General features: G+C 70.4%; 25 protein-coding genes and 1 tRNA gene. 11 read left to right on the forward strand and 15 right to left on the reverse strand.

Translation table 11 applies throughout. The annotated features are described in order from the left end of the window. Window positions 1-52 precede the first annotated feature (52 nt). The 3 genes from cysS to AKH00_RS10485 are packed head-to-tail and all read left to right on the forward strand — an operon-like array spanning window position 53 to window position 3105. A complete protein-coding gene (gene cysS, locus AKH00_RS10475) occupies window positions 53-1456 on the forward strand; it encodes a cysteine--tRNA ligase (RefSeq protein ID WP_050722638.1) in 1404 nt (467 codons plus the stop codon). After that, window positions 1449-2453 (forward strand): 23S rRNA (guanosine(2251)-2'-O)-methyltransferase RlmB, encoded by a 1005-nt coding sequence (gene rlmB, locus AKH00_RS10480; protein ID WP_050722639.1) that lies wholly within the window; start codon window positions 1449-1451, stop codon window positions 2451-2453. Before cysS ends, rlmB begins: the two co-directional genes overlap by 8 nt. 10 nt (window positions 2454-2463) lie before the next feature. Then, entirely contained in the window at window positions 2464-3105 is a 642-nt protein-coding gene (locus AKH00_RS10485; protein WP_050722640.1) for an NAD(P)-dependent oxidoreductase, read from the forward strand. A gap of 23 nt (window positions 3106-3128) precedes the next feature. Here the strand turns inward: AKH00_RS10485 and AKH00_RS10490 are convergent, their stop codons facing one another. After that, window positions 3129-4436 carry a DUF4032 domain-containing protein gene (locus tag AKH00_RS10490; protein WP_050722641.1) on the reverse strand — a complete coding sequence of 436 codons (1308 nt, stop codon included), beginning with the start codon at window positions 4434-4436 and terminating at the stop codon, window positions 3129-3131. A 79-nt stretch (window positions 4437-4515) separates the two neighbouring features. Beyond that, the gene (locus tag AKH00_RS10495; protein ID WP_050722642.1) at window positions 4516-5619 is read right to left on the reverse strand and encodes an ABC transporter ATP-binding protein; all 1104 of its coding nucleotides are present in this window, start codon (window positions 5617-5619) and stop codon (window positions 4516-4518) included. A 230-nt stretch (window positions 5620-5849) separates the two neighbouring features. Between AKH00_RS10495 and AKH00_RS10500 the strand changes: the two genes are divergently transcribed. The 3 genes from AKH00_RS10500 to AKH00_RS10510 all read left to right on the forward strand — a co-directional run bounded on the left by AKH00_RS10500 (window position 5850) and on the right by AKH00_RS10510 (window position 7956). Beyond that, window positions 5850-6803, forward strand: a complete 954-nt coding sequence (locus tag AKH00_RS10500) for a DsbA family protein (protein ID WP_050722643.1) — start codon at window positions 5850-5852, stop codon at window positions 6801-6803. 42 nt (window positions 6804-6845) lie between these two features. Further along, a tRNA-Thr gene (locus AKH00_RS10505) sits at window positions 6846-6918 on the forward strand. 84 nt (window positions 6919-7002) lie between these two features. Then, window positions 7003-7956: an aldo/keto reductase gene (locus AKH00_RS10510; RefSeq protein WP_050722644.1), complete on the forward strand. Its 954-nt coding sequence runs from the start codon at window positions 7003-7005 to the stop codon at window positions 7954-7956. Window positions 7957-7963: 7 nt separating this feature from the next. Here the strand turns inward: AKH00_RS10510 and AKH00_RS10515 are convergent, their stop codons facing one another. From AKH00_RS10515 to AKH00_RS10535, 5 genes are all read right to left on the reverse strand, one after another. Next, a complete protein-coding gene (locus tag AKH00_RS10515; protein WP_050722645.1) occupies window positions 7964-8662 on the reverse strand; it encodes a response regulator transcription factor in 699 nt (232 codons plus the stop codon). Beyond that, complete coding sequence (locus tag AKH00_RS10520; RefSeq protein WP_050722646.1) at window positions 8659-9945, reverse strand: sensor histidine kinase; 1287 nt, start codon at window positions 9943-9945, stop codon at window positions 8659-8661. The genes AKH00_RS10515 and AKH00_RS10520 overlap by 4 nt, the downstream gene beginning before the upstream one ends. A gap of 37 nt (window positions 9946-9982) precedes the next feature. Next, the gene (locus tag AKH00_RS10525) at window positions 9983-10795 is read right to left on the reverse strand and encodes an integral membrane transport protein (RefSeq protein WP_050722647.1); all 813 of its coding nucleotides are present in this window, start codon (window positions 10793-10795) and stop codon (window positions 9983-9985) included. Further along, window positions 10792-11703, reverse strand: a complete 912-nt coding sequence (locus tag AKH00_RS10530) for an ABC transporter ATP-binding protein (RefSeq protein ID WP_050722648.1) — start codon at window positions 11701-11703, stop codon at window positions 10792-10794. The genes AKH00_RS10525 and AKH00_RS10530 overlap by 4 nt, the downstream gene beginning before the upstream one ends. A 113-nt stretch (window positions 11704-11816) precedes the next feature. Beyond that, window positions 11817-12443: an SOS response-associated peptidase family protein gene (locus AKH00_RS10535; RefSeq protein ID WP_050722649.1), complete on the reverse strand. Its 627-nt coding sequence runs from the start codon at window positions 12441-12443 to the stop codon at window positions 11817-11819. Window positions 12444-12564: 121 nt separating this feature from the next. On the opposite strand from AKH00_RS10535, the gene AKH00_RS10540 reads away from it, so the two are divergent. Further along, window positions 12565-13476, forward strand: a complete 912-nt coding sequence (locus AKH00_RS10540) for a DMT family transporter (RefSeq protein WP_050722940.1) — start codon at window positions 12565-12567, stop codon at window positions 13474-13476. A 1-nt stretch (window position 13477) separates the two neighbouring features. Here AKH00_RS10540 and AKH00_RS10545 read toward each other — a convergent pair whose 3' ends face one another. Together AKH00_RS10545 and msrB are read right to left on the reverse strand one after the other, a co-directional pair. Continuing rightward, the gene (locus tag AKH00_RS10545) at window positions 13478-14125 is read right to left on the reverse strand and encodes a nitroreductase family protein (protein WP_050722650.1); all 648 of its coding nucleotides are present in this window, start codon (window positions 14123-14125) and stop codon (window positions 13478-13480) included. Then, complete coding sequence (msrB, locus tag AKH00_RS10550) at window positions 14122-14526, reverse strand: peptide-methionine (R)-S-oxide reductase MsrB (RefSeq protein ID WP_050722651.1); 405 nt, start codon at window positions 14524-14526, stop codon at window positions 14122-14124. The genes AKH00_RS10545 and msrB overlap by 4 nt, the downstream gene beginning before the upstream one ends. A gap of 67 nt (window positions 14527-14593) precedes the next feature. Between msrB and AKH00_RS10555 the strand changes: the two genes are divergently transcribed. From AKH00_RS10555 to groL, 4 genes are all read left to right on the forward strand, one after another. Continuing rightward, window positions 14594-15586, forward strand: a complete 993-nt coding sequence (locus AKH00_RS10555; protein ID WP_050722652.1) for a DUF2332 domain-containing protein — start codon at window positions 14594-14596, stop codon at window positions 15584-15586. A 9-nt stretch (window positions 15587-15595) separates the two neighbouring features. Then, window positions 15596-15853: a DUF3263 domain-containing protein gene (locus AKH00_RS10560; protein WP_050722653.1), complete on the forward strand. Its 258-nt coding sequence runs from the start codon at window positions 15596-15598 to the stop codon at window positions 15851-15853. Window positions 15854-15922: 69 nt separating this feature from the next. After that, the gene (locus tag AKH00_RS10565) at window positions 15923-16501 is read left to right on the forward strand and encodes a LytR C-terminal domain-containing protein (protein WP_327037267.1); all 579 of its coding nucleotides are present in this window, start codon (window positions 15923-15925) and stop codon (window positions 16499-16501) included. Between the two features lie 122 nt (window positions 16502-16623). Beyond that, window positions 16624-18243 (forward strand): chaperonin GroEL, encoded by a 1620-nt coding sequence (gene groL, locus AKH00_RS10570; protein WP_050722654.1) that lies wholly within the window; start codon window positions 16624-16626, stop codon window positions 18241-18243. Between the two features lie 110 nt (window positions 18244-18353). Here the strand turns inward: groL and AKH00_RS10575 are convergent, their stop codons facing one another. The 6 genes from AKH00_RS10575 to AKH00_RS10600 form a co-directional block, all read right to left on the reverse strand. Beyond that, window positions 18354-18641 carry a WXG100 family type VII secretion target gene (locus tag AKH00_RS10575; protein ID WP_050722655.1) on the reverse strand — a complete coding sequence of 96 codons (288 nt, stop codon included), beginning with the start codon at window positions 18639-18641 and terminating at the stop codon, window positions 18354-18356. Window positions 18642-18778: 137 nt separating this feature from the next. Next, window positions 18779-20476 (reverse strand): sensor histidine kinase, encoded by a 1698-nt coding sequence (locus AKH00_RS10580; protein WP_082297546.1) that lies wholly within the window; start codon window positions 20474-20476, stop codon window positions 18779-18781. Window positions 20477-20534: 58 nt separating this feature from the next. After that, complete coding sequence (locus AKH00_RS10585) at window positions 20535-21221, reverse strand: response regulator transcription factor (RefSeq protein WP_050722656.1); 687 nt, start codon at window positions 21219-21221, stop codon at window positions 20535-20537. A gap of 56 nt (window positions 21222-21277) precedes the next feature. Further along, complete coding sequence (locus AKH00_RS10590; protein ID WP_050722657.1) at window positions 21278-22918, reverse strand: DNA repair helicase XPB; 1641 nt, start codon at window positions 22916-22918, stop codon at window positions 21278-21280. A gap of 45 nt (window positions 22919-22963) precedes the next feature. After that, the gene (locus AKH00_RS10595; protein WP_050722658.1) at window positions 22964-24676 is read right to left on the reverse strand and encodes a helicase-associated domain-containing protein; all 1713 of its coding nucleotides are present in this window, start codon (window positions 24674-24676) and stop codon (window positions 22964-22966) included. 10 nt (window positions 24677-24686) lie between these two features. Continuing rightward, window positions 24687-24959, reverse strand: coding sequence for a hypothetical protein (locus AKH00_RS10600; RefSeq protein ID WP_050722659.1), 273 nt, complete (start codon window positions 24957-24959; stop codon window positions 24687-24689). Window positions 24960-25068 lie beyond the last annotated feature (109 nt).

Consider the following 25068-nt stretch of genomic DNA (forward strand, 5'->3'; position numbering starts at 1 on the left):
GACCCTGCTGCGCGCCCAGACTCGGGAATCCCGCGCCCGGTAGGCTTGACCGGTGACTCTCCGCCTCTACGACACCCGCGAGCAGCAGCTGCGCGATTTCGTGCCTCTCGACCCCGAGAACATCACGATGTACGTGTGCGGACCCACGGTGCAGTCCGGCCCGCACATCGGGCACGTGCGCGCCGCGCTGAGCTTCGACCTGCTGCGCCGCTGGCTCGACGTCCGCCACGGGCGCGTCACGTTCGTGCGCAACGTCACCGACATCGACGACAAGGTCCTCGCGAACGCCACCGAGGTCGAGCCCTGGTGGGCGCTCGCGTACCGCATGGAGCAGGAGTTCACGCAGGCGTACTCGGCGATCGGCATCCTCCCGCCGACGTACGAGCCCCGCGCGACGGCATCCGTGCCGCAGATGCAGGAGCTCATCCAGACGCTCATCGAGCGGGGCCACGCGTACCCCGCCCCTGACCGCTCCGGCGACGTCTACTTCGACGTGCGCTCGTGGCCCGCGTACGGCACGCTCACGAACCAGTCGGTCGACGCGATGGAGGCAGCGGAGGACGCGGACCCCCGGGGCAAGCGCAACCCTCAGGACTTCGCGCTCTGGAAGGGCGCCAAGGAGGGCGAGCCCGCGGATGCCGTATGGCAGTCGCCCTGGGGCCAGGGCCGACCCGGCTGGCACATCGAGTGCTCGGCCATGTCCCGCCGCTATCTGGGCGACGAGTTCGACATCCACGGCGGCGGCCTCGACTTGCGCTTCCCGCACCACGAGAACGAGCTCGCGCAGTCGACCGCTGCGGGCCTCGGCTTCGCACGGTACTGGGTGCACAACGGCCTCGTGACGGTCGGCGGGCAGAAGATGTCGAAGTCCCTCGGGAACTTCACGCTCGCCGCCGACGTGCTGAAGGAGCACGACCCGCTCGTGGTGCGCTACGCCCTCGCAGCCGCGCACTACCGATCGAGCCTCGACCTCACGGCGTCGTCCTGGACCGAGGCGGAGGCGGCCCTGGGGCGCATCGGCGGGTTCCTGCAGCGGGTCGGCCGCATCGCGGGCGGCGGCATCGGCTACTTCGTGGGGCAGAGCCTGCCCGCGCCCTTCACAGAGGCGATGGACGACGACCTCGGCGTGCCCCAGGCACTGGCCGTGCTGCACGAGACCGTGCGGGCCGGCAACTCCGCACTCGACTCCGGCGACACGGATGCCGCGCTGGACGCGGCCCGCGCCGTGCTCGCGATGACCTCGGTGCTGGGGCTCGTGCCGTCCTCCGCGTCGACGGCATCCACCGCTCACGCGACGGCGTTGGACTCGCTCGTGCAGGAGATGATCACGCAGCGCGCGCAGGCGCGCGCCGACAAGGACTGGGCGGCGGCGGATCGCATCCGTGACGCGATCGCCGCCGCAGGAATCACGCTGGAGGACACTCCAGCCGGAACTCATTGGAGTATCGATGGCTAAGCCAGGCAACCCCTCAGCGGGCAAGGGCAAGAAGAAGGGCCCCACCAAGGGCTCCGGCGGCAAGGGGCGCAGCTCCCTCGAAGGGCGCGGACCGACGCCGAAGGCCGAGGATCGCGCGTGGCACCCCGCGGGCAAGCGCAAGGCCGCGGCCGAGCGCTACGCCGCCGCGGGCGGACGCGGCAAGCCGGGCGGGCGTCAGACGTCCGGCGGCAACCCGAACCGCACGGCGCGTGTGAAGGACAACACGACCGACACCGAGACCGTCACCGGGCGCAACTCCGTGCTCGAGGCGCTGCGCGCCAGGATCCCGGCATCCGCGTTCTACATCGCGCAGCGCGTCGAGATGGACGACCGCGTCAAGGAGATGTTGTCGATCGCGACCAACCGCGGTATCCCGGTGCTCGAGGTCACGCGTCAGGAGCTCGACCGCATGGCCGGCTTCGACGGCGTGCACCAGGGCGTCGCGATCAAGGTGCCGCCCTACGAGTACGCGCACCCGCAGGATCTCCTCGAGCAGGTCATCGACAAGGGCGAGGTACCGCTGTTCGTGGCGCTCGACGGCATCACCGACCCGCGCAACCTCGGGGCGATCATCCGCTCCACCGGTGCCTTCGGCGGACATGGCCTGATCCTTCCGCAGCGTCGCTCGGCCGGCGTGAACTCCGCGGCCTGGAAGACGAGCGCCGGAGCGGCCGCCCGGGTGCCGGTCGCGCTGGCCTCGAACCTCACGACGCAGCTCAAGGAGTTCAAGAAGCAGGGCGTGTTCGTGCTCGGCCTTGACGGCGACGGGGACGTGCTGCTGCCTGACCTGCAGCTCGCCGACCGGCCCGTCGTGATCGTCACGGGATCCGAGGGCAAGGGCCTCTCGCGCCTCGTCGCCGAGACCTGCGACCAGATCGTGTCGATCCCGATCTCGGCCGTGACCGAGTCCCTGAACGCCGGCATCGCGACGTCCGTCGCGCTCTACCAGGTGTCCACGATCCGCAACGCGAAGTAGGAGAGACCTCATGGCCCGCATCGTCGTCCTCGGAGGGACCGGCTACGCCGGGAAGCACATCGTCACGGAGGCGGTGAGCCGCGGGCACGATGTCATCGCGATCTCGCGCTCGGTCCCGGAGGACGCCGTCGACGGCGCGTCGTATGTGCAGGGCTCCGCTCTCGACATCGCCTCGCTCGCGAACGCGTTCGACGGCGCGGATGCCGTCGTCTCGGCGCTGTCGCCGCGCGGCGACATGACCGACCGCGTGCTCGAGGCGCTGCAGAACGTGATCGCCGAGCTCGCCGACACCTCGACGCGTCTCGGCGTCGTCGGGGGAGCGGGCGGGAGCCTCGTCGCCCCGGGCGGCCCGCGGCTGTTCGACCTCGACTTCCCCGAGGAGTACAAGCACGAGGCCCAGGTCGGCATCGACTCGCTCGCGCTCCTCGAGCAGACGGATGCCGGACTGGACTGGTTCTTCATCCACCCGGCCGAGGTCTTCGGTCCGTGGGCCGAGGGCGAGCGCACCGGCCACTACCGCGACGGCGGCGACGTGCTCGTGCGCGACGCCGACGGGAAATCCTTCATCTCGGGTGCGGACTTCGCGGTCGCGGTCGTCGACGAGATCGAGCAGGGCAACCACCGCCGCGAGCGGTTCACGGTCGGCTACTGACACGAGCCGACCGGCTCCGGGCCTCAGACGAGGTCGCGCCAGTCGACCCCGTCGTCGTCCTCGTCGCTCACCGAGGTAGCGCCCGTGATGACGGGCAGGCTCATGGTCTCGGTGGGCGGCCCCATGATCGTCGCCTCGTCACGACGGTGGCGGAGCACCTCGTTGATGTAGCTCGTCAGCACCTCGGCCAGCGGCACCGAGCGCCCCTGCGCCTGCGACAGGTACCAGCGGTGCTCGAGCACCTGGTGGAACACCTCGGCCGGTTCGAGCTTGGCGCGCAGTTCGTAGGGGATCGCGCGCACGACCGGTTCGAAGACCCGGGTCAGCCACTCGTGCGCGTACATCTCCTCATCCGCCCACTGCTTGGTGGAGCGGGCGCGGAACTCGTCGAGGTCGTTCAGCAGCCGCCGTGCCTGGTTCTCCTCGACGTCGAGACCGGTGAGGCGGATGAGGCGCCGCTGGTGGTGTCCGGCGTCCACGACCTTGGGCTGGATCTCCACGACCGTGCCGTCCGACGTCGTCGACATCGACATCTCGTCGATGTCGAACCCCAGGGCGTTCAGCCGCTCGACGCGCTCCGTGATGCGCCACGTCTCGGCAGCCGCGAACGACTCCTGCGCCGTGAGCTCGGCCCACAGCGAGCGGTACGACGACACGATCCCGTCGGCGATAGCGATCGCGTCCACACCGTGCTCGAGGCGTCCGCCGGCGGCGAGGTCCATGACCTCTCCGGCGATGTTGGTGCGGGCGAGGTCGAGGTCGTAGGCGCGCTGGCCGTCGGTCAGGCCCTCCTCGTGCAGCTCGCCGGTCTCGGCGTCGACCAGGTAGGCGGCGAAGGCTCCGGCATCGCGTCGGAACAGCGTGTTCGACAGGGACACGTCGCCCCAGTAGAAGCCCACGTTGTGCAACCGCACGAGCAGTAGGGCGAGTGCGTCGACGAGTCGGGTCGCGGTATCCGGGCGCAGCACGCGCGTGAAGAGCGCCCGGTACGGCATCGAGAACCTCAGGTGCGAGGTGACGAGGGCTGCGGGGAGCGGCTCGCCCTCGGCATCCGATCGGCCCGCGATGACCGCCACGCGGTCGACGCACGGGACGTCCAGGCGAGCGAGGTTGCCGAGCATCTCGTACTCGCGGCGCGCCATCTCATCGGTCGTCTCCTTGACGGCGACCACACGCCCCGAGAGGTCGGCGAAGCGCACGAGATGCCGCGATAGACCCTTCGGGAGCGACACGATGCTCTCCGACGGCCAGGCGGCGAGAGGCGTCGACCACGGCAGGGCGAGCAGGCCGGGGTCGATCGAGCTCGCGGTGATGCGCAGCGCGTCGTGCATGTGACTCCAGGGTGTGCGGGGGAGAAGCAGAAGCGGCGCGGGCGACCGAAGTCAGCCCGCGCCGCATCTGCGGTTCCGATCAGGCGGAGACGACCGGCTTGTCGTTCAGGCGGTCGCCCGACTCGATGTCGAACGCGTGCACGTGGCCGGCGTTCGCGGCGAGCGTCACGGTCTCGCCGGCGTTCGGGTGGTTGCGTCCGTCGACGCGCGCGACCAGGTCGGTGCGCTTGCCGTTGATGTCGGTGTGACCGTACAGGTAGCCGTCGGCGCCGAGCTCCTCGACGAGGTCGACGACGACCGAGAGGCCCTTGCCGTCGGCCGGACCGACCGTGATGTCCTCGGGGCGCACGCCCACGGTGACCTGCGAGCCGTTTGCGCGACCCACGGTGTCGCGGTCGAGCGGAACGGTCTCGGTGCCGAAGAGCACGCCGCCGTCCGCGAGGTCGGCCGAGAACAGGTTCATGGCGGGCGAGCCGATGAAGCCGGCGACGAACACGTTGTTCGGCTTCTCGTACAGGTCACGCGGCGAGCCGACCTGCTGCAGCAGGCCGTCCTTGAGCACCGCGATGCGGTCGCCCATGGTGAGCGCCTCGGTCTGGTCGTGCGTGACGTAGACCGTGGTGACGCCGAGACGACGCTGGAGGGAGGCGATCTGCGTACGCGTCTGCACGCGGAGCTTGGCGTCGAGGTTCGACAGCGGCTCGTCCATGAGGAACACCTGCGGCTGACGCACGATCGCGCGGCCCATCGCGACACGCTGACGCTGACCACCCGAGAGGGCCTTCGGCTTGCGGGTCAGATACTGCTCGAGGTCGAGCAGCTTGGCGGCCTCGAGGACGCGGGAGGCGCGCTCCTCCTTGCCGACGCCGGCGATCTTGAGCGCGAAGCCCATGTTCTCGGCGACGGTCATGTGCGGGTACAGCGCGTAGTTCTGGAAGACCATCGCGATGTCGCGGTCCTTCGGCGGGACGTCGGTCACGTCGCGGTCGCCGATCAGGATGCGGCCGGCGTTGACCTCTTCGAGGCCGGCGAGCATGCGCAGAGACGTGGACTTACCGCAACCGGAAGGGCCGACGAGGACGAGGAACTCGCCGTCTCCGACCTCGAGGTTGAGCTTGTCGACGGCCGGACGGGTGCCGCCCGGGTAGAGGCGGGTGGCCTCGTCGAAAGTCACAGATGCCATTGTGTTTCTCCTTCACCGGCAGGTACGTGCCGGACGATCCGTAGTGATAGAGCGGCGGTTCGACCCGCCGTGACCCCTCATCGGGTCGGATTCAGTATGGCAGAATCCGGGTCGTCTGGGTATTTCTCAGCCAGGCTGGTTAGCATCGTTGTCGGCCGTGATCGCACGGCGTGCGCCGCCCGATCGGCGCTCGGGGCCACCCTGCCCCACCGAGACTGTCAAGAGGAACGATGTCGAGCGACGAGACGCCGAACGTCCCCACCCCTCGCAATTCGCGCGAGGCGGTGCGGGAGAAGGCACAGAAGGTGCACGCCCAGCAGTCGAGGGCGCGCGTGATGCGACGAATCATCGTCGGCGCGATCGCTGTCGTCGCCGTCGGAGCGATCGGCACCGCCGTCACACTCGCCGTCTCCGCTCAGGTCTCCAAGCCGCAGCTCTCGCCGGGCGGCATGGACGACGACGGCATCCTGATCTCCGACGTCAGCGCGACCGTCGCGTCTGAGGACATGTCCGCGTCCCCCGCTCCGGACGCGACGGATGCCGGTGGCGAGGCCGCGCCGACCCCCGCGCCGACGACGTCGAGTGCCGTCGACATCCACGTCTACGTCGACTACCTGTCGCCGGACGCCGGGGAGTTCGAGCGTGCGAACGCCCGCCAGCTGGTCAATTGGATCAACGAGGGTGCCGCGACCGTGACCTACCACCCGGTCGCGCTGCTCACCGCCAGCTCGAACGGAACGAAGTACTCGCTGCGGGCCGCTGGCGCCGCCGCCTGCGTGGCGACGCACTCGCCGGCACAGTTCTACGCCTTCAACCACGACCTGCTCGACGACCAGCCCGAGGTCAACAGCGACGGATACTCCGACGCCGACCTCGCGGACATCGCCGGTGCGGTCGGGTCGGACAACGTCAAGAGCGTCCGCTCGTGCATCGAGGACCAGGACTATGTGAGCTGGGCCAAGGAGGCCACGTCGCGCGCGCTCGAGGGTCCGCTCGTCGGCTCCGACGACCTCGTGCTCACCTCGGCGCCCATGATCGTCGTGAACGGCGAGGCCTACGTCGGCGCGCTCGACGACCCGGTGGAGTTCTCGCAGTTCGTCCTCACCGTGTCGAACGACGCCTCGCAGGACGCCGCGACTCCGTCGCCGACGCCCACGCCGACCGCGACGACCCCCGCGTCGTAGTTCGTCACCCTCCGGCGCCGCTCGCTAAGCTGGGTGGCGTCCGCCGACTTGGCGCAATTGGTAGCGCACCGTACTTGTAATACGGGGGTTACGGGTTCGAGTCCCGTAGTCGGCTCTGTTCTTCGGATCGTCGCACGTCGAGTGCGACACACTCCGTCACACGCGAAATACCCAGCCCGCCACGCGGGTTGTCCCCGGTATGACTCGCATCGGAACCAGTGACCTGTCCGTCTTCCCGCTCTCGCTGGGCGGCAACGTGTTCGGCTGGACGGCCGACCGCAATGCGTCCTTCGCCGTGCTCGACGCCTTCGTCGACGGCGGCGGTGACTTCATCGACACGGCCGACTCGTACAGCGCGTGGATCGACGGCAACTCCGGCGGTGAGAGCGAGACGATCATCGGCGAATGGCTCGCGTCGCGGAAGCCCTCCGATGTGGTCGTCGCGACCAAGGTGAGCCAGCATCCGGACTTCCGCGGCCTGGCTGCCGCGAACGTCCGCCGCGCCGCCGAGGCCTCCCTCACGCGTCTGGGTGTCGACGCGATCGACCTGTACTACGCGCACTTCGACGACGAGAGCACGCCGCTCGAGGAGACCGTCGGCGCGTTCGGCGAGCTGGTCGCCGACGGCCTCGTGCGCAACGTCGCGGTCTCGAACTACACCGCCGAGCGCATCCGCGAGTGGGTCGAGATCTCCGACCGGCTCGGCGTCGCCCGCCCCGTCGCGATCCAGCCGCACTACAACCTCGTGCACCGCAACGATGTCGAGGAGACGATCATCCCGGTCGCGCAGGAGTTCGAGCTCGGCCTCGTGCCCTACTACTCGCTCGCGAGCGGGTTCCTCACCGGCAAGTACCGCTCCACGGATGCCGAGGGGCAGTCCTCTCCGCGCGCGGGCGGCGCCGCCAAGTACGCGACCGAGGCCGGTCTGCGCATCATCGACGCGCTCGAGGAGATCGGCGCCGCGCACGACGCCTCGATCGCCGCCACGGCGCTTGCATGGCTGCGCGCGCAGCCGACGGTCGTCGCCCCCATCGCGAGCGCCCGCACGGTCGAGCAGGTCCCCGACCTCCTGGCCGGCGCCCGTCTCGACCTGACATCCGAGGAGGTCGCGGCCCTGAACCGCGTCTCGGAGTGGACGCCGGCAGCGAACTGAGCCGGACTCAGGACTCGGTCGGCGGCGCCTCGTCGTCGCCGACCAGTCCCAGACGGTGCGCGAGGATGACGGCATGGATGCGGTCGCGCGCGCCCAGTTTGGACAGCACACGCCCCACGTGCGTCTTCACGGTCGACTCGCTCACGTAAAGCGCGCGGGCGATCTCGGCGTTCGTGAGTCCGCGCCCGATCTCCAGGAACACGTCGCGCTCGCGGTCGGTCAACCCCGCGGAGGGGTCAACGAGCGGGGCGTTCGCGCCCGACTGCTCGGCGCCGAGCTGCGGCGTCACGTGCTCGAGCAGCATCCTGGTCACACGCGGGGCGAGTGCCGCATCGCCGCGATGCACCGCACGGACGGCGGAGAGCATCTCCTGGCGGTGCGCGTCTTTGAGCAGGAATCCGCTCGCCCCGGCGCGGATGGCACCGAACGCGTACTCGTCGAGGTCGAAGGTCGTCAGCACGAGCACACGCGTCTGCGGATGCTCGCGCACGATCGCCTCGGTCGCCGCGATGCCGTCGAGCCCCGGCATCCGGATGTCCATGAGGACCAGGTCGGGCGCGAGCGCGGCGGTCTGCGCGATCGCGGCGTGCCCGTCGGCCGCCTCGCCGACCACGACCATGTCGGCCTCGGCCTCCAGCACCATGCGGAAGCCGAGGCGGATGAGCTCCTGGTCGTCCACCAGGAGGATCGAGATCGGGGTGCTCATGAGCGCTCCTTCGAGGCGGGGACGGGTGAGGGGTCGGTGGGGAGGGAGTCGGACCCACTTCGGGGGAGGACGGCGTGCAGCATCCATCGTCCGCCCGGCACCGGGGCGGAGACGATGCGCCCGCCCACGTGCGCCGCGCGCTCGGACAGTCCGCGCAGGCCGTACCCCGACGTGCCCTTCGTCCCGGATGCGCCGTCGTTCGCGATCTCGACGGTCACGTCGTCTGCACCGTGGGCGACTCGCACGGCGATCGCCGTGGCGGCGGGAGCATGGCGCATCGCGTTGGTCACGCCCTCCTGCACGATGCGACCCACCGCGTGTGCGACGGCGGGCGGCAGCTCCGCGCTCCCGCTCACCGAGAGCGTCACCGGGAAGCCGGCCCGCTGCGCGGTCGCGACCGTCTCGTGCGGCTCCGCAGGGGCCATCGGGGCGAGCGGCAGCGGGGACTCGGCGTCGCGCAGCACGCCGAGCATCGACCGCATCTCGGTGAGCGCGCTGCGAGCCGTCTCCGCCGTGGCCGTCGAGGCCGCAGCAGCCTGGGCACGGTCACTCGTGGCAGCCGCTCCTTCGGACAGGGCGACGATCACGGTCAGCGAGTGCGACACGATGTCGTGCATCTCGCGCGCGATGCGGGCGCGCTCCGCGGCGGCGGCGAGCTGGGCCTGCTGATCGCGCTCGACGAGCAGTTGACGTGAGCGATCGATCACGGCGGCGATGTAGCGCTTGCGGCCGCCGACGTTCACGCCGATGAGCGTGCCGATCAGCCCCAGCACGAGCGCTGTGGCGACGGTGTTGATCGCGATCCGGAACGTCACGCCGCCCGCGAGCAGCATCAGACCCGAAAGGCTGGTGAGAGCCGCGAGCGCGGTGCCGAACCCGATCCAGGCCGTGCGCGTCGAGCGGTACACGGCCAACGAGTAGCAGGTGACGAACATCAGCGGCGTTCCCGCGGGCTGCGGTGCGAACAGCAGGAGAGCCTCGACCCCGAAGGAGGCGACGAACGGCACGAGGGGCGCCTGGCGGCGCCACATCAGCGTCACACAGGCGGCGATGATGGCGATCGGGGCGATCGCGGCGAACACGACGCGCAACGGCGAGGCGTCGCCCGTCTGCGAGAACGGAGCAGCGGGGAGGAGCGACAGCGCGAGGCACAGCAGTGTGATGAGGACGTCGGCGACGACCGGATGCCGTGCCCAGAAGCGCCGGAGGACTCCGGGGGGACGCGGCAGCCGCAGCTCCTCCTCCTCGCGGAGGGAGGCGCTGCGGCTGCGGATGCGGGTCACGCGGCGACTCTACGCGGCCGTGCCGAGGAGTGCGCGCTCACGCATCGCGTGTGCGCAGCACGATCCACGCCACGATGAGTCCGCCCACAGCCCAGATGCCGAGCGTGAGGAAGGCCACGGGCTCGTCCAGCGTCGCACCCTCGGGGAGGATCGCGCTCTGCGCGGCGGCGACCGGCAGGTACGCGGCGGCGTCGATGACCCACGCCCACGCCTCGCCCGCGAGGGCGAAGAAGTTCGCGACGATCGGCAGCACGAACAGCAGGCCGACGGTCGCGGCGATCGCCCCGGCGCCGGAGCGGAGGATGAACCCGAAGGCCACGCCGATCAGGGCGAACACCGCCATCGACAGCGAGGAGACGACGATCGGGAGCAGGGAGGCCGAGGGGTCGCCCCAGTCGATGCTCTGCTCACGCGGCGCCACGATCGCGGACACCGCGACCGCGGCGGCGGAGAAGATCACGAGCGACGACACGAACAGGAACACCGCGACGACGAGGGCCTTCGCGAGCAGCGCGGAGCCGCGGCGCGGATTGGCCGTGAGCGTCGAGCGGATCATCCCCGTCGAGTACTCCCCGGTCACGGCGATCGCGCCGAGGATGCCGGCGAGCAGCATCGTGAACTGGATCGGCATCACGACGGCCTGGATGGGCTCGAAGCCCGGCATGTCGATGGCCTGCGCGATGAGGACCGCGATGCCGATCGTCAGCACCGCGGCGAGGCCGATCGACCACCACGTGGAGCGGAGCGTCGCGAGCTTGATCCACTCGCCGCGCACGGCGCGGAGGAAGGTGAGGCGTCGACCCGTGTCGACCTGCGCGCGCGTGCGGGGCGCGGTCTGCGTGGTGGTCATGAGATCTCCTTGGTGCGGTACTCGACGGCCTCGCCGGTGAGGGCGAGGTACGCGTCCTCGAGCGATCCGGTGGTCGGCGTCAGCTCGTGCAGGGGGATGCCGCGGTCTGCGGCGAGGTCGCCGATCCGGGCGGCCGGGAGGCCGACGATGTCGAGCAGATCGGGGGCCGAGCTCACGATCTCGACGTCGGGGCCGCCGACCGCGGCGGCCAGGTCGGCGGCGCGCGGCGTGCGCACGCGGACGGTGTTGCGGGTCCACGCCCGCACGAGCTCGTCGAGCGGGGCATCGGCCAGCACCTGGCCGCGGCCCATCACGATCACGTGGTCGGCGGTCTGGGCCATCTCGCTCATGAGGTGGCTCGACAGCAGCACCGTGCGCCCTTCGGATGCCGCGTGGCGCACGAACTGGCGCACCCACCGGACCCCTTCCGGGTCGAGGCCGTTGACCGGCTCGTCCAGGATCAGCGTGTGCGGGTCGCCGAGCAGTGCCGAGGCGATCCCGAGCCGCTGTCCCATGCCGAGCGAGAACTTGCCCGCGCGCTTGCGGGCGACGGAGCCGATGCCGGCGAGATCGATGACCTCGTCGACGCGGGAGGCGGGGATGCCGTGGGTCGCCGCCATGGCGCGCAGGTGGTTGCGGGCGGTGCGGCCGGTGTGCACGGCCTTGGCGTCGAGCAGCACTCCGACCTCGGTGAGGGGTGCGCGCAGACCGCGGTACTCGCGGCCGCCGATCGTCGCGACGCCCGACGTGGGGCGGTCGAGCCCGACGATCAGGCGCATCGTGGTCGACTTGCCCGCGCCGTTGGGGCCGAGGAAGCCGGTCACCGAGCCGGGCTGCACCGTGAACGACACGTTCTGGACGGCTGTCTTGTCTCCGAACCTCTTCGTGAGGCCCTCTGCTGTGATCATGTCTCCGACGCTACGCGTCCGGTGCGGCGGCGCGCGTCCTCCCGTGGTACCGGATGCCGCAGCATTCCGGTGTCCTCTCCGGCACCTGAGGACGACGGGCCTCAGCCCTCCGGTCAGGGGCGCGGGCGGGCGCTCACCCGTGCCACGACCTCCTCGGACGCGGCGATCGCCTCGTCGATGATCTCCCGCGTCGGCTCGGCCGTGAGCCAGTCGTGGCTCAGGGACGCGGGGACGAGCAGCGGCATCCGATCGTGGATGCCGGCGAGGTGCTCGGGGGCCGGCCGCATGACGATCGAGTAGCAGGTGAACGAGGTGCCGTCGCTCGTGCGCCCGTGCTGCGTCACGGCGGCCATTCCGAACAGGGCGCCGTCGTCGACGAGGAACTCGTGCCATACGCGTTCGGGCTTCTTCATCTCGAACCAGCTCGTCGCGGGGACCAGGGCTCGGGTCTTGAGCCCGCCGGGGCGATCCTGCAGCCGTTCGGATCGCGTGTTGATGGAGGGGAACTTCGACGGCTCGCCGTTCACCAGGAATCCCCACCATGCCGGCTCGAGGGCCGGCGCGGCATCGGGCTGCGCGACGATCGGATTCAGGTTGCGGAGGTTCTTGCCGGTCGGACGCACGGTCTCGCCGGCGTTCTCCTCCGCCCATCCGCGCAGACCCTCGAGCACCTCCTCGTCGGCGGCTTCGAGGAGTTCGGTATCGGTGAACCGGGGATCAAGACCGTAGCTCGCGCACATGCCGTCAGCGTACGCCGGGGCGCCGACACTCGCACCGGCCCCGCGGGGGCCTGCGCGACGGCGTGCACGGGCGCGGGGGTAGTGTCGACAGGTGACCCCGATCCGCCGACTCCCCGCTCCCGTGGCGCTCGGCGGAGCAGTCGCGATCGGCGTGCTCACCGCCGTGCAGGCGCGGATCAACGGCGTGCTCGGCGTCCGTGTCGAGAACGGCGTCGTCGCCGGACTCATCTCCTTCGCGGTCGGCCTCCTCGCCCTCGTCGCCGTGATCGTCTGCATCCCGTCGGCACGACGCGGCGTCGGACGTCTGCGCACCGGCATCCGCGACCGCCGCATCCCGTTCTGGATGCTGCTGGGCGGCGCCTGCGGAGCACTGACCGTCTCCACGCAGGGCGTGACGGCCGGGGTGCTGGGCGTCTCGCTGTTCACGGTCGGCGTGGTCGCGGGGCAGACGCTGCACGGTCTCGTGCTGGACCGGATCGGATTCGGGCCGGCCGGCGTCGTCGCGGTCACCCCCGGCCGTGTCGCCGGCGGGGTGCTCGCGCTCGCCGCGGTCGCGATCTCGTTGAGCGGCGACGTGCTGCAGGCGGCTCCGCTGTGGATGCTGCTGCTGCCGTTCGCCGCGGGCGTCGGCATCGCCTGGCAGGCGGCGACGAACGGGCGTCTGGCACAGCGTGTGGGCTCGCCCCTCATCGCGACCTTCACGAGCTTCATCGCCGGCACGATCGCGCTCCTGCTCGCGGCCGGGGTGAGCGTCGCGATACGCGGGCTCCCGCAGCCGCCGCCCGCGGAGCCGTGGCTCTATCTGGGCGGGTTCCTGGGGTTCGCCTACATCCTGCTCGGCGCGCTCATCGTGGCGCACACGGGCGTGCTGCTGATGGGGCTGGGGTCGGTGCTCGGGCAGCTCGCGACCTCGATCGTGATCGACCTGCTCTGGCCGGCCGCGGCGGGGCCGGCGCTGTGGCAGATCGTCGGGATGGTCGTCGTCGCGGTGTCGTCCGTGGTGGTCGCCCTGCCGCGTCGCCGCCGCTCCTGAACTACTTCTTCGCCTTTTTCGCCTTCTTCTTGGCCTTGTCCTTCTCGGCCTTGTCCTTCTTCTTCTGCTGCGGGCGGACCTCCGCGTCCGCCTCTTCGGCCGTCGACTCCGCAGGCCGTGGCATCCGGGTGATGAGGGCGCGGGCGTCGACCTGCTTGCGTCGGCCGGGCCGCTTGCCCTCTGGTCTGCCGCCGACGTAGAGCCAGCCGAGCAGCTCCTCGTTCGCGGCGAGACCGTGCGCCTTCGCGACGGCCGTCGCGCGCGTGTAATGTCCGGTGCGCCACAGCACGCCCCACCCGGCCTCGTCGAGCAGCAGGCTCAGCACGTGCGCGACGCCCGAGGCGACGGCCTCCTGCTCCCAGCGCGGCACCTTGTCGCTCGTGCGGTAGCTCGCGACGACGGCGATCAGAAGCGGTGCGCGCAGCGGCTTGCTCGACGGCGAGGCGTCCCCCTGAGCCTCCGAGATCGCGGCGCCGAGCGCCTCGCGGTCCGCACCGCGCAGCTCGATCAGCCGCCACGGACGCAGAGAGGAGTGGTCGGCCACCCGACCGGCCGCTGCCACGAGCGGGATCAGCTCCTCGCGTGTGGGCGCCTGGTCGGTGACCTTCGACCAGGACTGCCGCGCGCGGACGGCGTCGAGTGCGGTCATGCCTCGTCTGGCGTGAAGTTCAGCGCGATCGAGTTCATGCAGTAGCGGTCGCCGGTCGGCGTGCCGAATCCGTCGGGGAAGACGTGCCCCAGGTGCGAGCCGCAGTTCGCGCAGCGCACCTCGGTGCGCACCATGCCCAGGCTCGTGTCCTCGATGAGCTCGACCGCTTCGGGGCGGATCGACTCGTAGAAGCTGGGCCAGCCGCATCCGGAGTCGAACTTCGTGCCGCTCTTGAACAGCTCGGCGTCGCACGCGCCGCAGGTGTAGAGGCCGGCGCGGCCCTCGTCGAGCAGCTCGCCGGTCCAGGCGCGCTCGGTCGCGGCCTCACGCAGCACGGCGTACTGGTCGGCGCCGAGCTCCTCGCGCCACTCGTCTTCGGTCTTGTCCACGCTGTACGACATCGGTCCTCCTGGGGGTCTGCACCCATTCTCTCGCGTCCGGCGGGAGTCGGCGCGGCAGAATGGTCATATGACGGATGCCGTGCAGCAGCGTTACGCCCGTTTCGCCGCGCAGGAGGCTCCGGGCCGCAGCGAGCTCTATGCCGAGTGGGCCTCGGGGGTCGCCGAGGACCGGGCGATCCGCGACATCCTCGCGCGCATCCCGGACACCCGCCGGCAGCCGCCGCTCGTGTTCGCCGTCACGCGGATGCTGGGCGTGGGACTCGTCGGGTACGCAGACTGGCGGGCCTTCGTGATCGCGCACGCCGAGGAGATCGTCGCGGAGTGCTCCGCGCGTCGCCTGCAGACCAACGAGCCGTTGCGGCTCGCGCCTCTGCTGCCGGTGCTGGCGGAGATCGAGGGACCGATCGCGCTGCTCGAGATCGGCGCATCCGCCGGGCTCTGCCTCTATCCCGACCGCTACTCGTACCGGTTCGTCTCGGATGACGGACGCGTCCTCCGCGCGCTCGATCCGCACGACGGCCCGTCGACCGTGGTGCTCGAGAGCCGCGTCGCGGGCCCGCTGCCGGCGATGCGGATGCCGGAGATCGTGTGGCGCGCGGGAATCGACCTGGCTCCGCTCGATGCGCGTGATGCCCGCGACCGCGCCTGGCTGCAGGGGCTCGTGTGGCCGGGGGAGCAGGGTCGCGAGCAGCGTGTCGCCGCCGCGCTGGACATCGCGGCGGCCGATCCGCCGCTGCTGCTCGCCGGCGATGCGGGGGCGCGTCTGGACGAGCTCGTGGCGCTCGCGCCACGGGACGCGACTCTCGTGATCACGACCCCCGGTGTGCTCGTGCACATCCCGCGCGAGCAGCGGATGGCGCTCGTCGACCACATCCGCTCCCTCCCTGCGCGCTGGATCACGATCGATCCGCCCGCCCTCCTGGATGTGTGGACCCCGCCCGTCCGGAGCGAGGAGTGGTCGGGATTCGTCGTCGCGCTCGACGGGTTCGTGCGGGCAGAGGCGGACCCGCTCGGCCGGTGGTGGGAGTGGCGCACGGGCGCGGAGCCGACCGCGACGTAGTCTGAGCGCATGCGCGGAGAACTCAGCGAACGGGATCGGCAGATCCTCGCGCTCGAGACCCTGTGGCCGCGTCACGGCGGCGCGAAGGATGAGGTCATCCGTGCGCAGCTCGGCATGAGCGCCGCGCGGTACTACCAGCTCCTCGGCCGGCTGATCGAGTCGGACGACGCGCTGCAGTACGACCCGATGCTGATCGGGCGGCTGCGTCGGATCCGTGACGCCCGTGCGCTGCAGCGGTCGACGCGGACCCCCGGATTCGTCGGCTGAATCGCGGCGCGCCGGATGCTCCGGCGGCGGAGATGAGGATGCACAGCCTCGTGCCGTTAGCATCGAGGGGTGTCTAAGCCGAACCGCGATCGATTCGACGACGTCCCCCGCTCCTCCGGACGCGTGGGCGCGCACCGCGCCGAAGCGCCGGGGATGAACGGCTGGATCGTGCTCCTGTGGTCCTTCGTGGCTGCTCTCGTGCTGATCATCGGCGGCATCTTCGGGTCTCTCGTGGTGATGGGGCGCATCACCCTCTTCCCCGAGGCCGTCCCGACCGCCACGCCCACGCCGGAGGAGACCGGCGTCGTCGACACCGCGTACTCCGTGCTGATCCTCAACGCCACGGCCGACGAGGGACTCGACGAGCAGATGCGCGAGACCCTCATCAACAACGGCTGGGCGGCCGACGTCGTGTTCGCGAGCGACAGCACGAGCCAGGACTTCACCACCACCACGGTCTACTACGTGGCCGACGAGGACGAGCTCGCGGCGATCGGACTCGCCGGGCTCATCGGCGGGGCCGACGTGCAGCAGAGCGACTTCTACGCGGCGATGAACGACACCGAGCAGAAGCAGCTGACCGTGGTGATCGGTCTCGACGACTCGGCGAACCCGCCCTCAAGCCCCGAGGAGACCCCGGCTCCGTAGCGCCGCCCGCAGTCCCTCCCGGCGGCTTGCACTCGATGGGGTCGAGTGCCAGAATGGCGTTAGCACTCTCTCACTCTGAGTGCTAAACCCCACGTCTACGTCCAGGAGGGACGACAAAACTCATGGCAAAGATCATCGCTTTCGATGAGGAGGCCCGCCGCGGCCTCGAGCGCGGCCTCAACATCCTCGCCGACGCCGTCAAGGTGACCCTCGGCCCGCGAGGCCGAAACGTCGTGCTCGAGAAGAAGTGGGGCGCCCCCACGATCACGAACGACGGCGTCTCGATCGCCAAGGAGATCGAGCTGGACGACCCGTACGAGAAGATCGGCGCGGAGCTCGTCAAGGAGGTCGCCAAGAAGACCGACGACGTCGCCGGCGACGGAACCACCACCGCCACGGTCCTCGCTCAGGCGCTCGTCCGCGAGGGCCTGCGCAACGTCGCGGCCGGTTCGGACCCCATCTCGCTCAAGCGCGGCATCGAGAAGGCCGTCACGGCCATCACCGACGAGCTGCTCGCCTCGGCGAAGGAGATCGACTCCAAGGAGCAGATCGCGGCCACCGCGTCCATCTCCGCCGCTGACCCGGCCATCGGTGAGCTCATCGCCGAGGCGATCGACAAGGTCGGCAAGGAAGGCGTCGTCACGGTCGAGGAGTCGCAGACCTTCGGCACCGAGCTCGAGCTCACCGAGGGCATGCGCTTCGACAAGGGCTACCTGAACCCGTACTTCGTCACGGACCCGGAGCGCCAGGAGGCCGTCTTCGAGGACCCGTACATCCTCATCGCGAACCAGAAGATCTCCAACATCAAGGACCTTCTGCCCATCGTCGACAAGGTGATCCAGGACGGCAAGGAGCTCGTCATCATCGCCGAGGACGTCGAGGGCGAGGCTCTCGCGACGCTCGTGCTGAACAAGCTCAAGGGCATCTTCAAGTCCGTCGCCGTCAAGGCTCCGGGCTTCGGCGACCGCCGCAAGGCGCAGCTGCAGGACATCGCGATCCTCACCGGCGGCCAGGTCATCACCGAAGAGGTGGGCCTCAAGCTCGAGAACGCGACGCTCGACCTCCTGGGCCGTGCGCGCAAGGTCATCGTCACCAAGGACGAGACCACGATCGTCGAGGGCGCCGGCGAGGCCGACCAGATCGAGGGACGCGTCACGCAGATCCGTCGCGAGATCGAGAACACCGACAGCGACTACGACCGTGAGAAGCTGCAGGAGCGCCTCGCGAAGCTCGCGGGTGGCGTCGCCGTCATCAAGGCGGGCGCGGCCACCGAGGTCGAGCTCAAGGAGCGCAAGCACCGCATCGAGGACGCCGTCCGCAACGCGAAGGCAGCCGTCGAGGAGGGCATCGTCCCCGGTGGTGGCGTCGCGCTGATCCAGTCCGGCACCAAGGCACTCGACGCTCTCGAGCTCTCGGGCGACGAGGCGACCGGTGCGAACATCGTGCGCGTCGCGATCGAGGCTCCGCTCAAGCAGATCGCCCTCAACGCCGGCCTCGAGCCGGGTGTCGTCGCGAACAAGGTCTCCGAGCTCCCCGCGGGCCAGGGTCTCAACGCCGCGACCGGTGAGTACGGCGACATGTTCGCACAGGGCATCATCGACCCGGCCAAGGTCACCCGCTCGGCGCTGCAGAACGCGGCATCGATCGCCGGCCTGTTCCTCACGACCGAGGCCGTCGTCGCCGACAAGCCCGAGAAGGTCTCGGCTCCGGCCGGCGACCCCACGGGCGGCATGGACTTCTGATCCCCTGACGGGCTCCGGTCCGACAGCGGTCAGAACTCGCAACTGACAACAGAGACGCCCCGGCTTCGGCCGGGGCGTCTCTGTTTGTGCGTGCGTCGTGACGAAGGCGCTCAGCGGAACAGCGACGCCGAGAACGCGTCGGCGTCGGCGTACTGCGTCGCCGCGCTGCCGAGCGAGTGCCCGATCGATTCGAGCGACTGCTCGACGTGCAGCTGTGCTCCACGCCACTGGTCGGCGCAGCCCTGGAATGCGTTCGACGCCGTGCCGACCCAGCTGGACTGCAACTGCGTCAGCTGGCTCATGAGCGTTGCGGCATCCGTGCGCAGGCGCTCCATGGTGGCCAGGGCGGCGGCCTGCGCGGATGCGACCGCATCGGTGTCGACGGTGAAGACGGACATAGGATCTCCTCTCAATGGAGCCTCCGACGTTACGAGAGCGCCCGGCCACGGCATCCGCTCCCTGCGTCTCCGGCCCGATGCCTGTGCACAACAGGCGCCGTGAGGAGGCGGTGGAGGAGAGATCGTGCGGGGCGGACTCAGAGGTCCAGCGGGTCGAGGGGCTGCGTGTCCTCCAGCAGATGCGCCGGAGTGGCCCGGGACGGGGCGAGGGGGAGAGTCACGGTGAAAGTGGCTCCGCCGCCCGGCGTCTCCGAGACGGCGACGCTGCCGTGCAGCGCCTTCACGATCGAGGCGACGATCGCCAGCCCGAGCCCCGATCCTCCGGTCTCCCGCGCGCGCGAGGTGTCGGCGCGCCAGAACCGCTCGAAGATCTGCTCGCGGATCTGCGGCGGGATCCCCTCGCCGTGATCCACGATCGAGATGCTGCCTGTTCCACGCACGCGGTCCGCGTCGACGACGATCTCGAGCGGGCTCTCCGGGGGCGAGAACCGGCGGGCGTTGCCCAACAGGTTCGTGACCACCTGGCGCACCTTGTTCTCCTCGCCGAGCACGATCGGCGGTGTGCGGACGGGGATGTCGGTGGCCTCGGTGAAGTCGATTGCCGGCACCTGGGCGGAGGGCGTGCGCGAACGCCGACGGAGGCGGCCGAGGGCCCCGAGAGAACGGGCGGCGCGCGGTGCGGGACTCGGCCCCTCGGGAAGGATCGGGTTCGAGCGGGTGGTCACATCGATCAGGGGGGCCTCGACGGTGCGGTCGATGACGGTGACGGTGCGCGCCGGTGCCGCGACACGCAGGTCCAGGGCGGCGTCGCGGGCGATCGGGCGAAGGTCCAGCGCCTCGATCTCGGGTTCGCGCTCCTCGTCGAGGCGGGCCAGGGCGAGGAGGTCCTCGACGAGCACGCCCATCCGGATCGCCTCCTTCTCGATGCGCTCCATTGCCCGGGCGGTGTCCTCCTCGCCCTTGATCGCACCCATCCGGTACAGCTCCGCGTAGCCGCGGACGCTCACGAGCGGGGTGCGCAACTCGTGGCTCGCGTCGCCGATGAAGCGTCGCATGTGCTGCACGGTGCGGTCCCGCTGCGCGAGCGAGCCGTCGACCCGGTCGAGCATCGTGTTGATGGCGTAGTTCAGACGCCCCACCTCGGTGGTGGGCTCGAGATCCGTGAGTCTCTGGCTGAAGTTCCCGGCAGCGATCGACATCGCCGTCGACTCGACCTGCCCCAGTCGGCGGAACGTCAGCGTCACGAGGCCGCGCGTGAGCAGCGCGGCGATGAGGATCGTGACGAGAGCGACCGTGACGTAGATGCCGAAGAACTGGCTGATGATGCGATCCGCGTAGTCGAGAGGCATCGCGACCATCTGTATGCGAAGTGCGCCACCGCCTTCGCCGGGGAACAGGGCCACCGCCGCGCGGAAACTCGACCCCTTCGTGCCGTCGAGCGAGAACACGCTGTCGGTGTTGTTCTGCGCGTCCAGGAGCGTATAGGTCGAGGGGAACAGCGGCGTGCCGTTGGTCGAGTTCCCGGTCGTGGCCTGCAGCACACCTTCGCCGTCGTAGATCGCGACGAAGAAGTCGCGCGGGGATTCGCGCGCCGTGTAGACGGTCTTGTCGTCCTCGGTCGAGACGTCGAAGTACCGCGGTGCGAGGTCGGTCGCCACGAGGGCGGGCAGCTGGCCCTCGATGTTGCCGACGATGGAGGTGCGGAGGATCGGCACCGTGCCGAGCCCGGCGACGAGAAGTCCGAGCGCGAGCACCGCGACGGTGACTCCGGTGACCTTCGCGCGCAGGCTGATCGCGCGCCACCAGCGGGTGACCGCGTCGGGCTTGTGCGCCATGCGGTCCTCCCTCCGGTCACGCGCGGTGCGACGACGGCCCCGCCGTCGTCGGCGAGACCTACTTGCCGACCTTGAGCATGTAGCCGAAGCCGCGCTTGGTCTGGATGACCGACTCCTCGGTGTGCGGGTCGATCTTGCGGCGCAGGTACGAGATGTAGCTCTCGACGATGCCGGCGTCGCCGTTGAAGTCGTACTCCCACACGTGGTCGAGGATCTGCGCCTTCGACAGCACGCGGTTCGGGTTGAGCATCAGGTAGCGCAGGAGCTTGAACTCGGTCGGGCTGAGCTCGATCGGCTCCTGGCCGACGTGCACGTCGTGCGTGTCCTGGTCCATCGACAGCTCGCCGGCGCGGATGATCGACTCCTCGTCGGCCTGCATCGTGCGACGGAGGATGGCCTGCGCACGCGCGACGATCTCGTCGAGGCTGAACGGCTTCGTGACGTAGTCGTCGCCGCCCGCGTTCAGGCCCTCGATCTTGTCGTCGGTGCCGTCCTTGGCGGTGAGGAACAGGATCGGCGCCGTGAAGCCCGCGCCGCGGAGGCGCTTGGTCACGCTGAAGCCGTTCATGTCCGGGAGCATGACGTCGAGGATGATGAGGTCCGGCTCCTCCTCGAGCACCGCCGAGATCGTGGCGGCGCCGTTGGCCACCGTCTTCACCTGGAACCCGGCGAAGCTCAGCCCCGTCGAGAGGAGGTCGCGGATGTTCGGCTCGTCGTCGACGACCAGGATGCGCGCATCAGTCATGACCCCATTATGGTGACTCCGGCCATGCGGATGCTGACTATTCGTCGGAGCGGCGGTCAGGCCGCGATGGCATCCGCGTCCACGATGGTGTAGCTGTAACCCTGTTCGGCGAGGAACCGCTGGCGGTTCTGCGCGTAGTCCTGGTCGATCGTGTCGCGCGCCACGAGCGTGTAGAAGCTCGCCGTGTGGCCGGACTGCTTGGGCCGCAGGAGGCGTCCCAAGCGCTGAGCCTCCTCCTGTCGCGAGCCGAAGGACCCGGACACCTGGATCGCGACCGAGGCCTCGGGGAGGTCGATCGAGAAGTTGGCGACCTTCGACACCACGAGCAGCTGGATCTCGCCCTCGCGGAACTGCCGGTACAGCTCCTCGCGCTCGTCGACGGGGGTGGCCCCGGTGATCTGCGGCGCGTTCAGCGCCTCGGACAGCGTGTCGAGCTGGTCGAGGTACTGGCCGATCACGAGGATCTGCTCATCGGGATGCTTCGCGATGAGCTCCCGCACCGCATCGATCTTCGCGGGGGCGGAGGCGGCGAGCCGGTAGCGCTCGTCGTCGGTGGCTGCCGCGTACTCCAGCCGGTCGTCCGGCGGAAGATCCACGCGCACCTCGTAGCAGACCGCGGGGGAGATGAACCCCTGCGCCTCGATCTGCTTCCACGGGGCGTCGAAGCGCTTGGGTCCGATCAGGCTGAACACATCGCCCTCGCGGCCGTCCTCGCGCACGAGAGTGGCGGTGAGTCCGATGCGACGGCGCGCCTGCAGGTCGGCGGTGAGCTTGAAGACCGGGGCGGGGAGCAGGTGCACCTCGTCGTAGACGATCAGGCCCCAGTCGAGGGCGTCCAGCAGCGCGAGGTGCGCGTACTGGCCCTTCCGCTTGGCCGTGAGGATCTGATAGGTCGCGATCGTGACGGGCTTGACCTCCTTGGCCTGGCCCGAGTACTCGCCGATCTCCTCCGGGGTGAGGCTCGTGCGCTTGAGGAGCTCGTCGCGCCACTGGCGCGCCGACACCGTGTTGGTCACCAGGATCAGGGTGGTCGTCTTGGTGGCGGCCATGGCACCCGCTCCCACGATCGTCTTGCCCGCACCGCAGGGGAGCACGACGACGCCCGAGCCGTCCTTCGAGAACGCGTCGACCGCATCCTGCTGGTACGGGCGGATCTGCCAGGTGCCCTCGTCCAATTCGATCTCGTGCGGGGTGCCTGGGGTGTATCCGGCGAGGTCCTCGGCCGGCCAGCCGATCTTGAGCAGCTCCTGCTTGATCTGCCCGCGCGCCCATGCGTCGACGACGTACGTCTCGGGGGACGGGTGGCCGATCAGCAGCGGCTGGATGCGCTTGTTGTTCGCGACCTGGGTGAGCACAGCGGGGTCGGTCGAGCGGAGGATCAGCACGCCCTCGTCGTCGCGCTCGATCACGAGCCGTCCGTAGCGGTTCACGGTCTCGCGCAGGTCGACTGCGACGGACGGCGGGACGGGGAAGCGCGACCAGCGGTCGAGGGTCTCGAGCATGTCCTCGGCGGTGTGCCCGGCGGCACGGGCGTTCCAGAGTCCGAGGCGCGTGATCCGGTACGTGTGGATGTGCTCGGGGGCACGCTCGAGTTCGGCGAAGATCGCGAGTTCGTGGCGGGCGCTCTCGGCATCCGCGTGGGCGACCTCGAGCAGCACGGTGCGATCGCTCTGGACGATCAGGGGGCCATCAGACATAGCAGACCAGTTTACCGGGCGTTCCCGAGGTCGGGGCGAGCGCGGTCACGGTGCGATCACGGTCGCGGAGCGGATGCTCGAGACCGGGAGGGTCCGCTCGACATCGGCCGCGCGATCGCGGCCCCGCAGGCGGCCGCCGCCGAGGCCGGTGGCCTCGAGCACGAGATCGCGGGTCGAGCCGTCCGGCATCCCCACGGTCACGCGGAGCACCGCCTTGGCGCGCACCGCCGCTTCGAGCTCGCGGTCGAGCCAGGCGGCGTCGGCGTCCGGCCCCTGATGCGAGCGCAGGGCGGCGATGAGTGCGGAGTGATCCGGCGTGCTCGGCGCAACGGCCGCGGCGAGATGCCGCTCGCCGGCGATCACGGTGCCGTGCTCGTCCACGAGGGTCGCCGGATAGCGCGCGTCCGTGAGCGCCCAGTACACGGTGTCGCGGCCGACGCGGGTCGTGAGCGATTCGACGTGCGCCGTCAGCGCGAGCGGCCGCAGTGCCTGGTCGACGGCCATCGCCCTGATGAGATTCTGGTCGACGCTCTCGATGCGCGTGCGCCCGGTCTCCTCGTCGGTCGACACGCGCACGAGGCCGTGGCGCTGGGAGGTCTGGGTCACGAGGTAGCGGAGCGGTTGCGGGATGCCGGTGAGCGAGATCTCCTCCAGGAACGACACGATCGACTCCTCGGTTTCCCCCTGGACGAGCGCGTGCGCGATCGACTCCGGAGCGAACCGGTACGTCGACGCCTGCGCAGCGGACTCGCGTGCCGCGATCGTGCGCAGTCGCACGTCGAGAGCCGGAGCGAGGGGGCCCGGGGAGATCGCGCTGAGGTCGTTCTGCAGAAAGATGCGGTCGACCTCGGCAGGCAGGTGGCTCACGAGTGCCGACGGATCCGCCGCCGCGCCGGAGCGGAGCGGCCGAGTCCAGGCGGGCTCCGAGCCGTCGTCGGCGATGAGTCCCAGCAGCCTGGCGTGCTCTCGCAGTGCCGCGGCGCGCTCACGCCACGCGGGGTCCCAGGGGTGCGCGTCATCCCAGGCGGAGGTCGGGATCCAGCCCTGATCGGCGGAGCGCAGACCCCGCGGGAGACCGTCTCGGAATGCGGTCGCGAGCTGCGACCACCGCTCCGCGGCGGAGGCGCGCAACCAGCGCTCTGCGGGCTCCGTGGTGTGCAGTCGTCGATCGTGGCCCACCACGAGTCCCGCGGTGGACGCGATCGCGAGCATGTCGTCGAGTTGCTCGGCGGGGAGACCCTGCTCGGCGAGCTGACGCTTCTCGCCGGCGTTCAGAGCCCCGCCGCTGAGCAGGGCCAGCGGGCGTTCGCGGGTGAGCATCAGGAGATCTGCGACGGTCGCGACGGTCGTGAAGGCCCGCTCGGCTGCGTGCGCCGCGGCGGAGTCGGACGAGGAGCCGGGGGTCGTCGAGTCGGCGGCCGGCGGTGCGGGACGGTCGCCCAGCGCCGCCACGACGGGCGGTGCCGCCGAGCCGTCCGGTCGCAGGAGCGCGAGCCGCCGCAGGGTCGCGACGGCCGCGGCATCCGCGTCGACTGGTGCTCCGCCGTCGGCGATCCGGCGCAGCGCGTCGGCCTCCGCGTGCGTGAGGGAGGGAAGCGCGCGCGAGATCGAGCCAGGATCGAGCAGGGCCTCCGCGGCGTCGAAGAAATCCTGCCATCCGGCGTCGGCGCGCACTCCGCGTGCCGCGAACAGGTCTGCGAGCTCGGCATCGCTCGCCGCGGCCAGCCAGTCGGCCAGCGGGCGGGCGTGCGTGCTCATGCCGGGGTCCTCAGGGCCGCGAGGCGCGGCCCTTCCGGATGAAGCTCATCGCGAGCAGCACGATGATCATCACGAAGGCCAACGGGAGGCCCCAGTAGGGGATGGCCGCGACGACGGGCCAGACGCCCGCCCCGAAGTCCTCCTGCTGCATGCCCACAGCGGTGCCGATGATGATCGCGAAGAAGCACACGATGGATGCCGCCGCGAGGCCGAGCGCCGAGAACGCCAGGACGCGATCGATGCGACGGACGGGAACCTCGGGTTCCGGACTCTGGGTGCTCATCCGTCTCAGCCTAGCCGTTGGGCGGCGCAGGCGGATCCGTGGCGTGACCGGGGATCGCTCGGTCACGGCCCGCATCCGAGGGGTCTCCGACCGGTAGGCTGGTGGGGCC

The sequence above is a fragment of the Microbacterium sp. GCS4 genome, from assembly GCF_001262495.1.
Classification (GTDB): domain Bacteria; phylum Actinomycetota; class Actinomycetes; order Actinomycetales; family Microbacteriaceae; genus Microbacterium.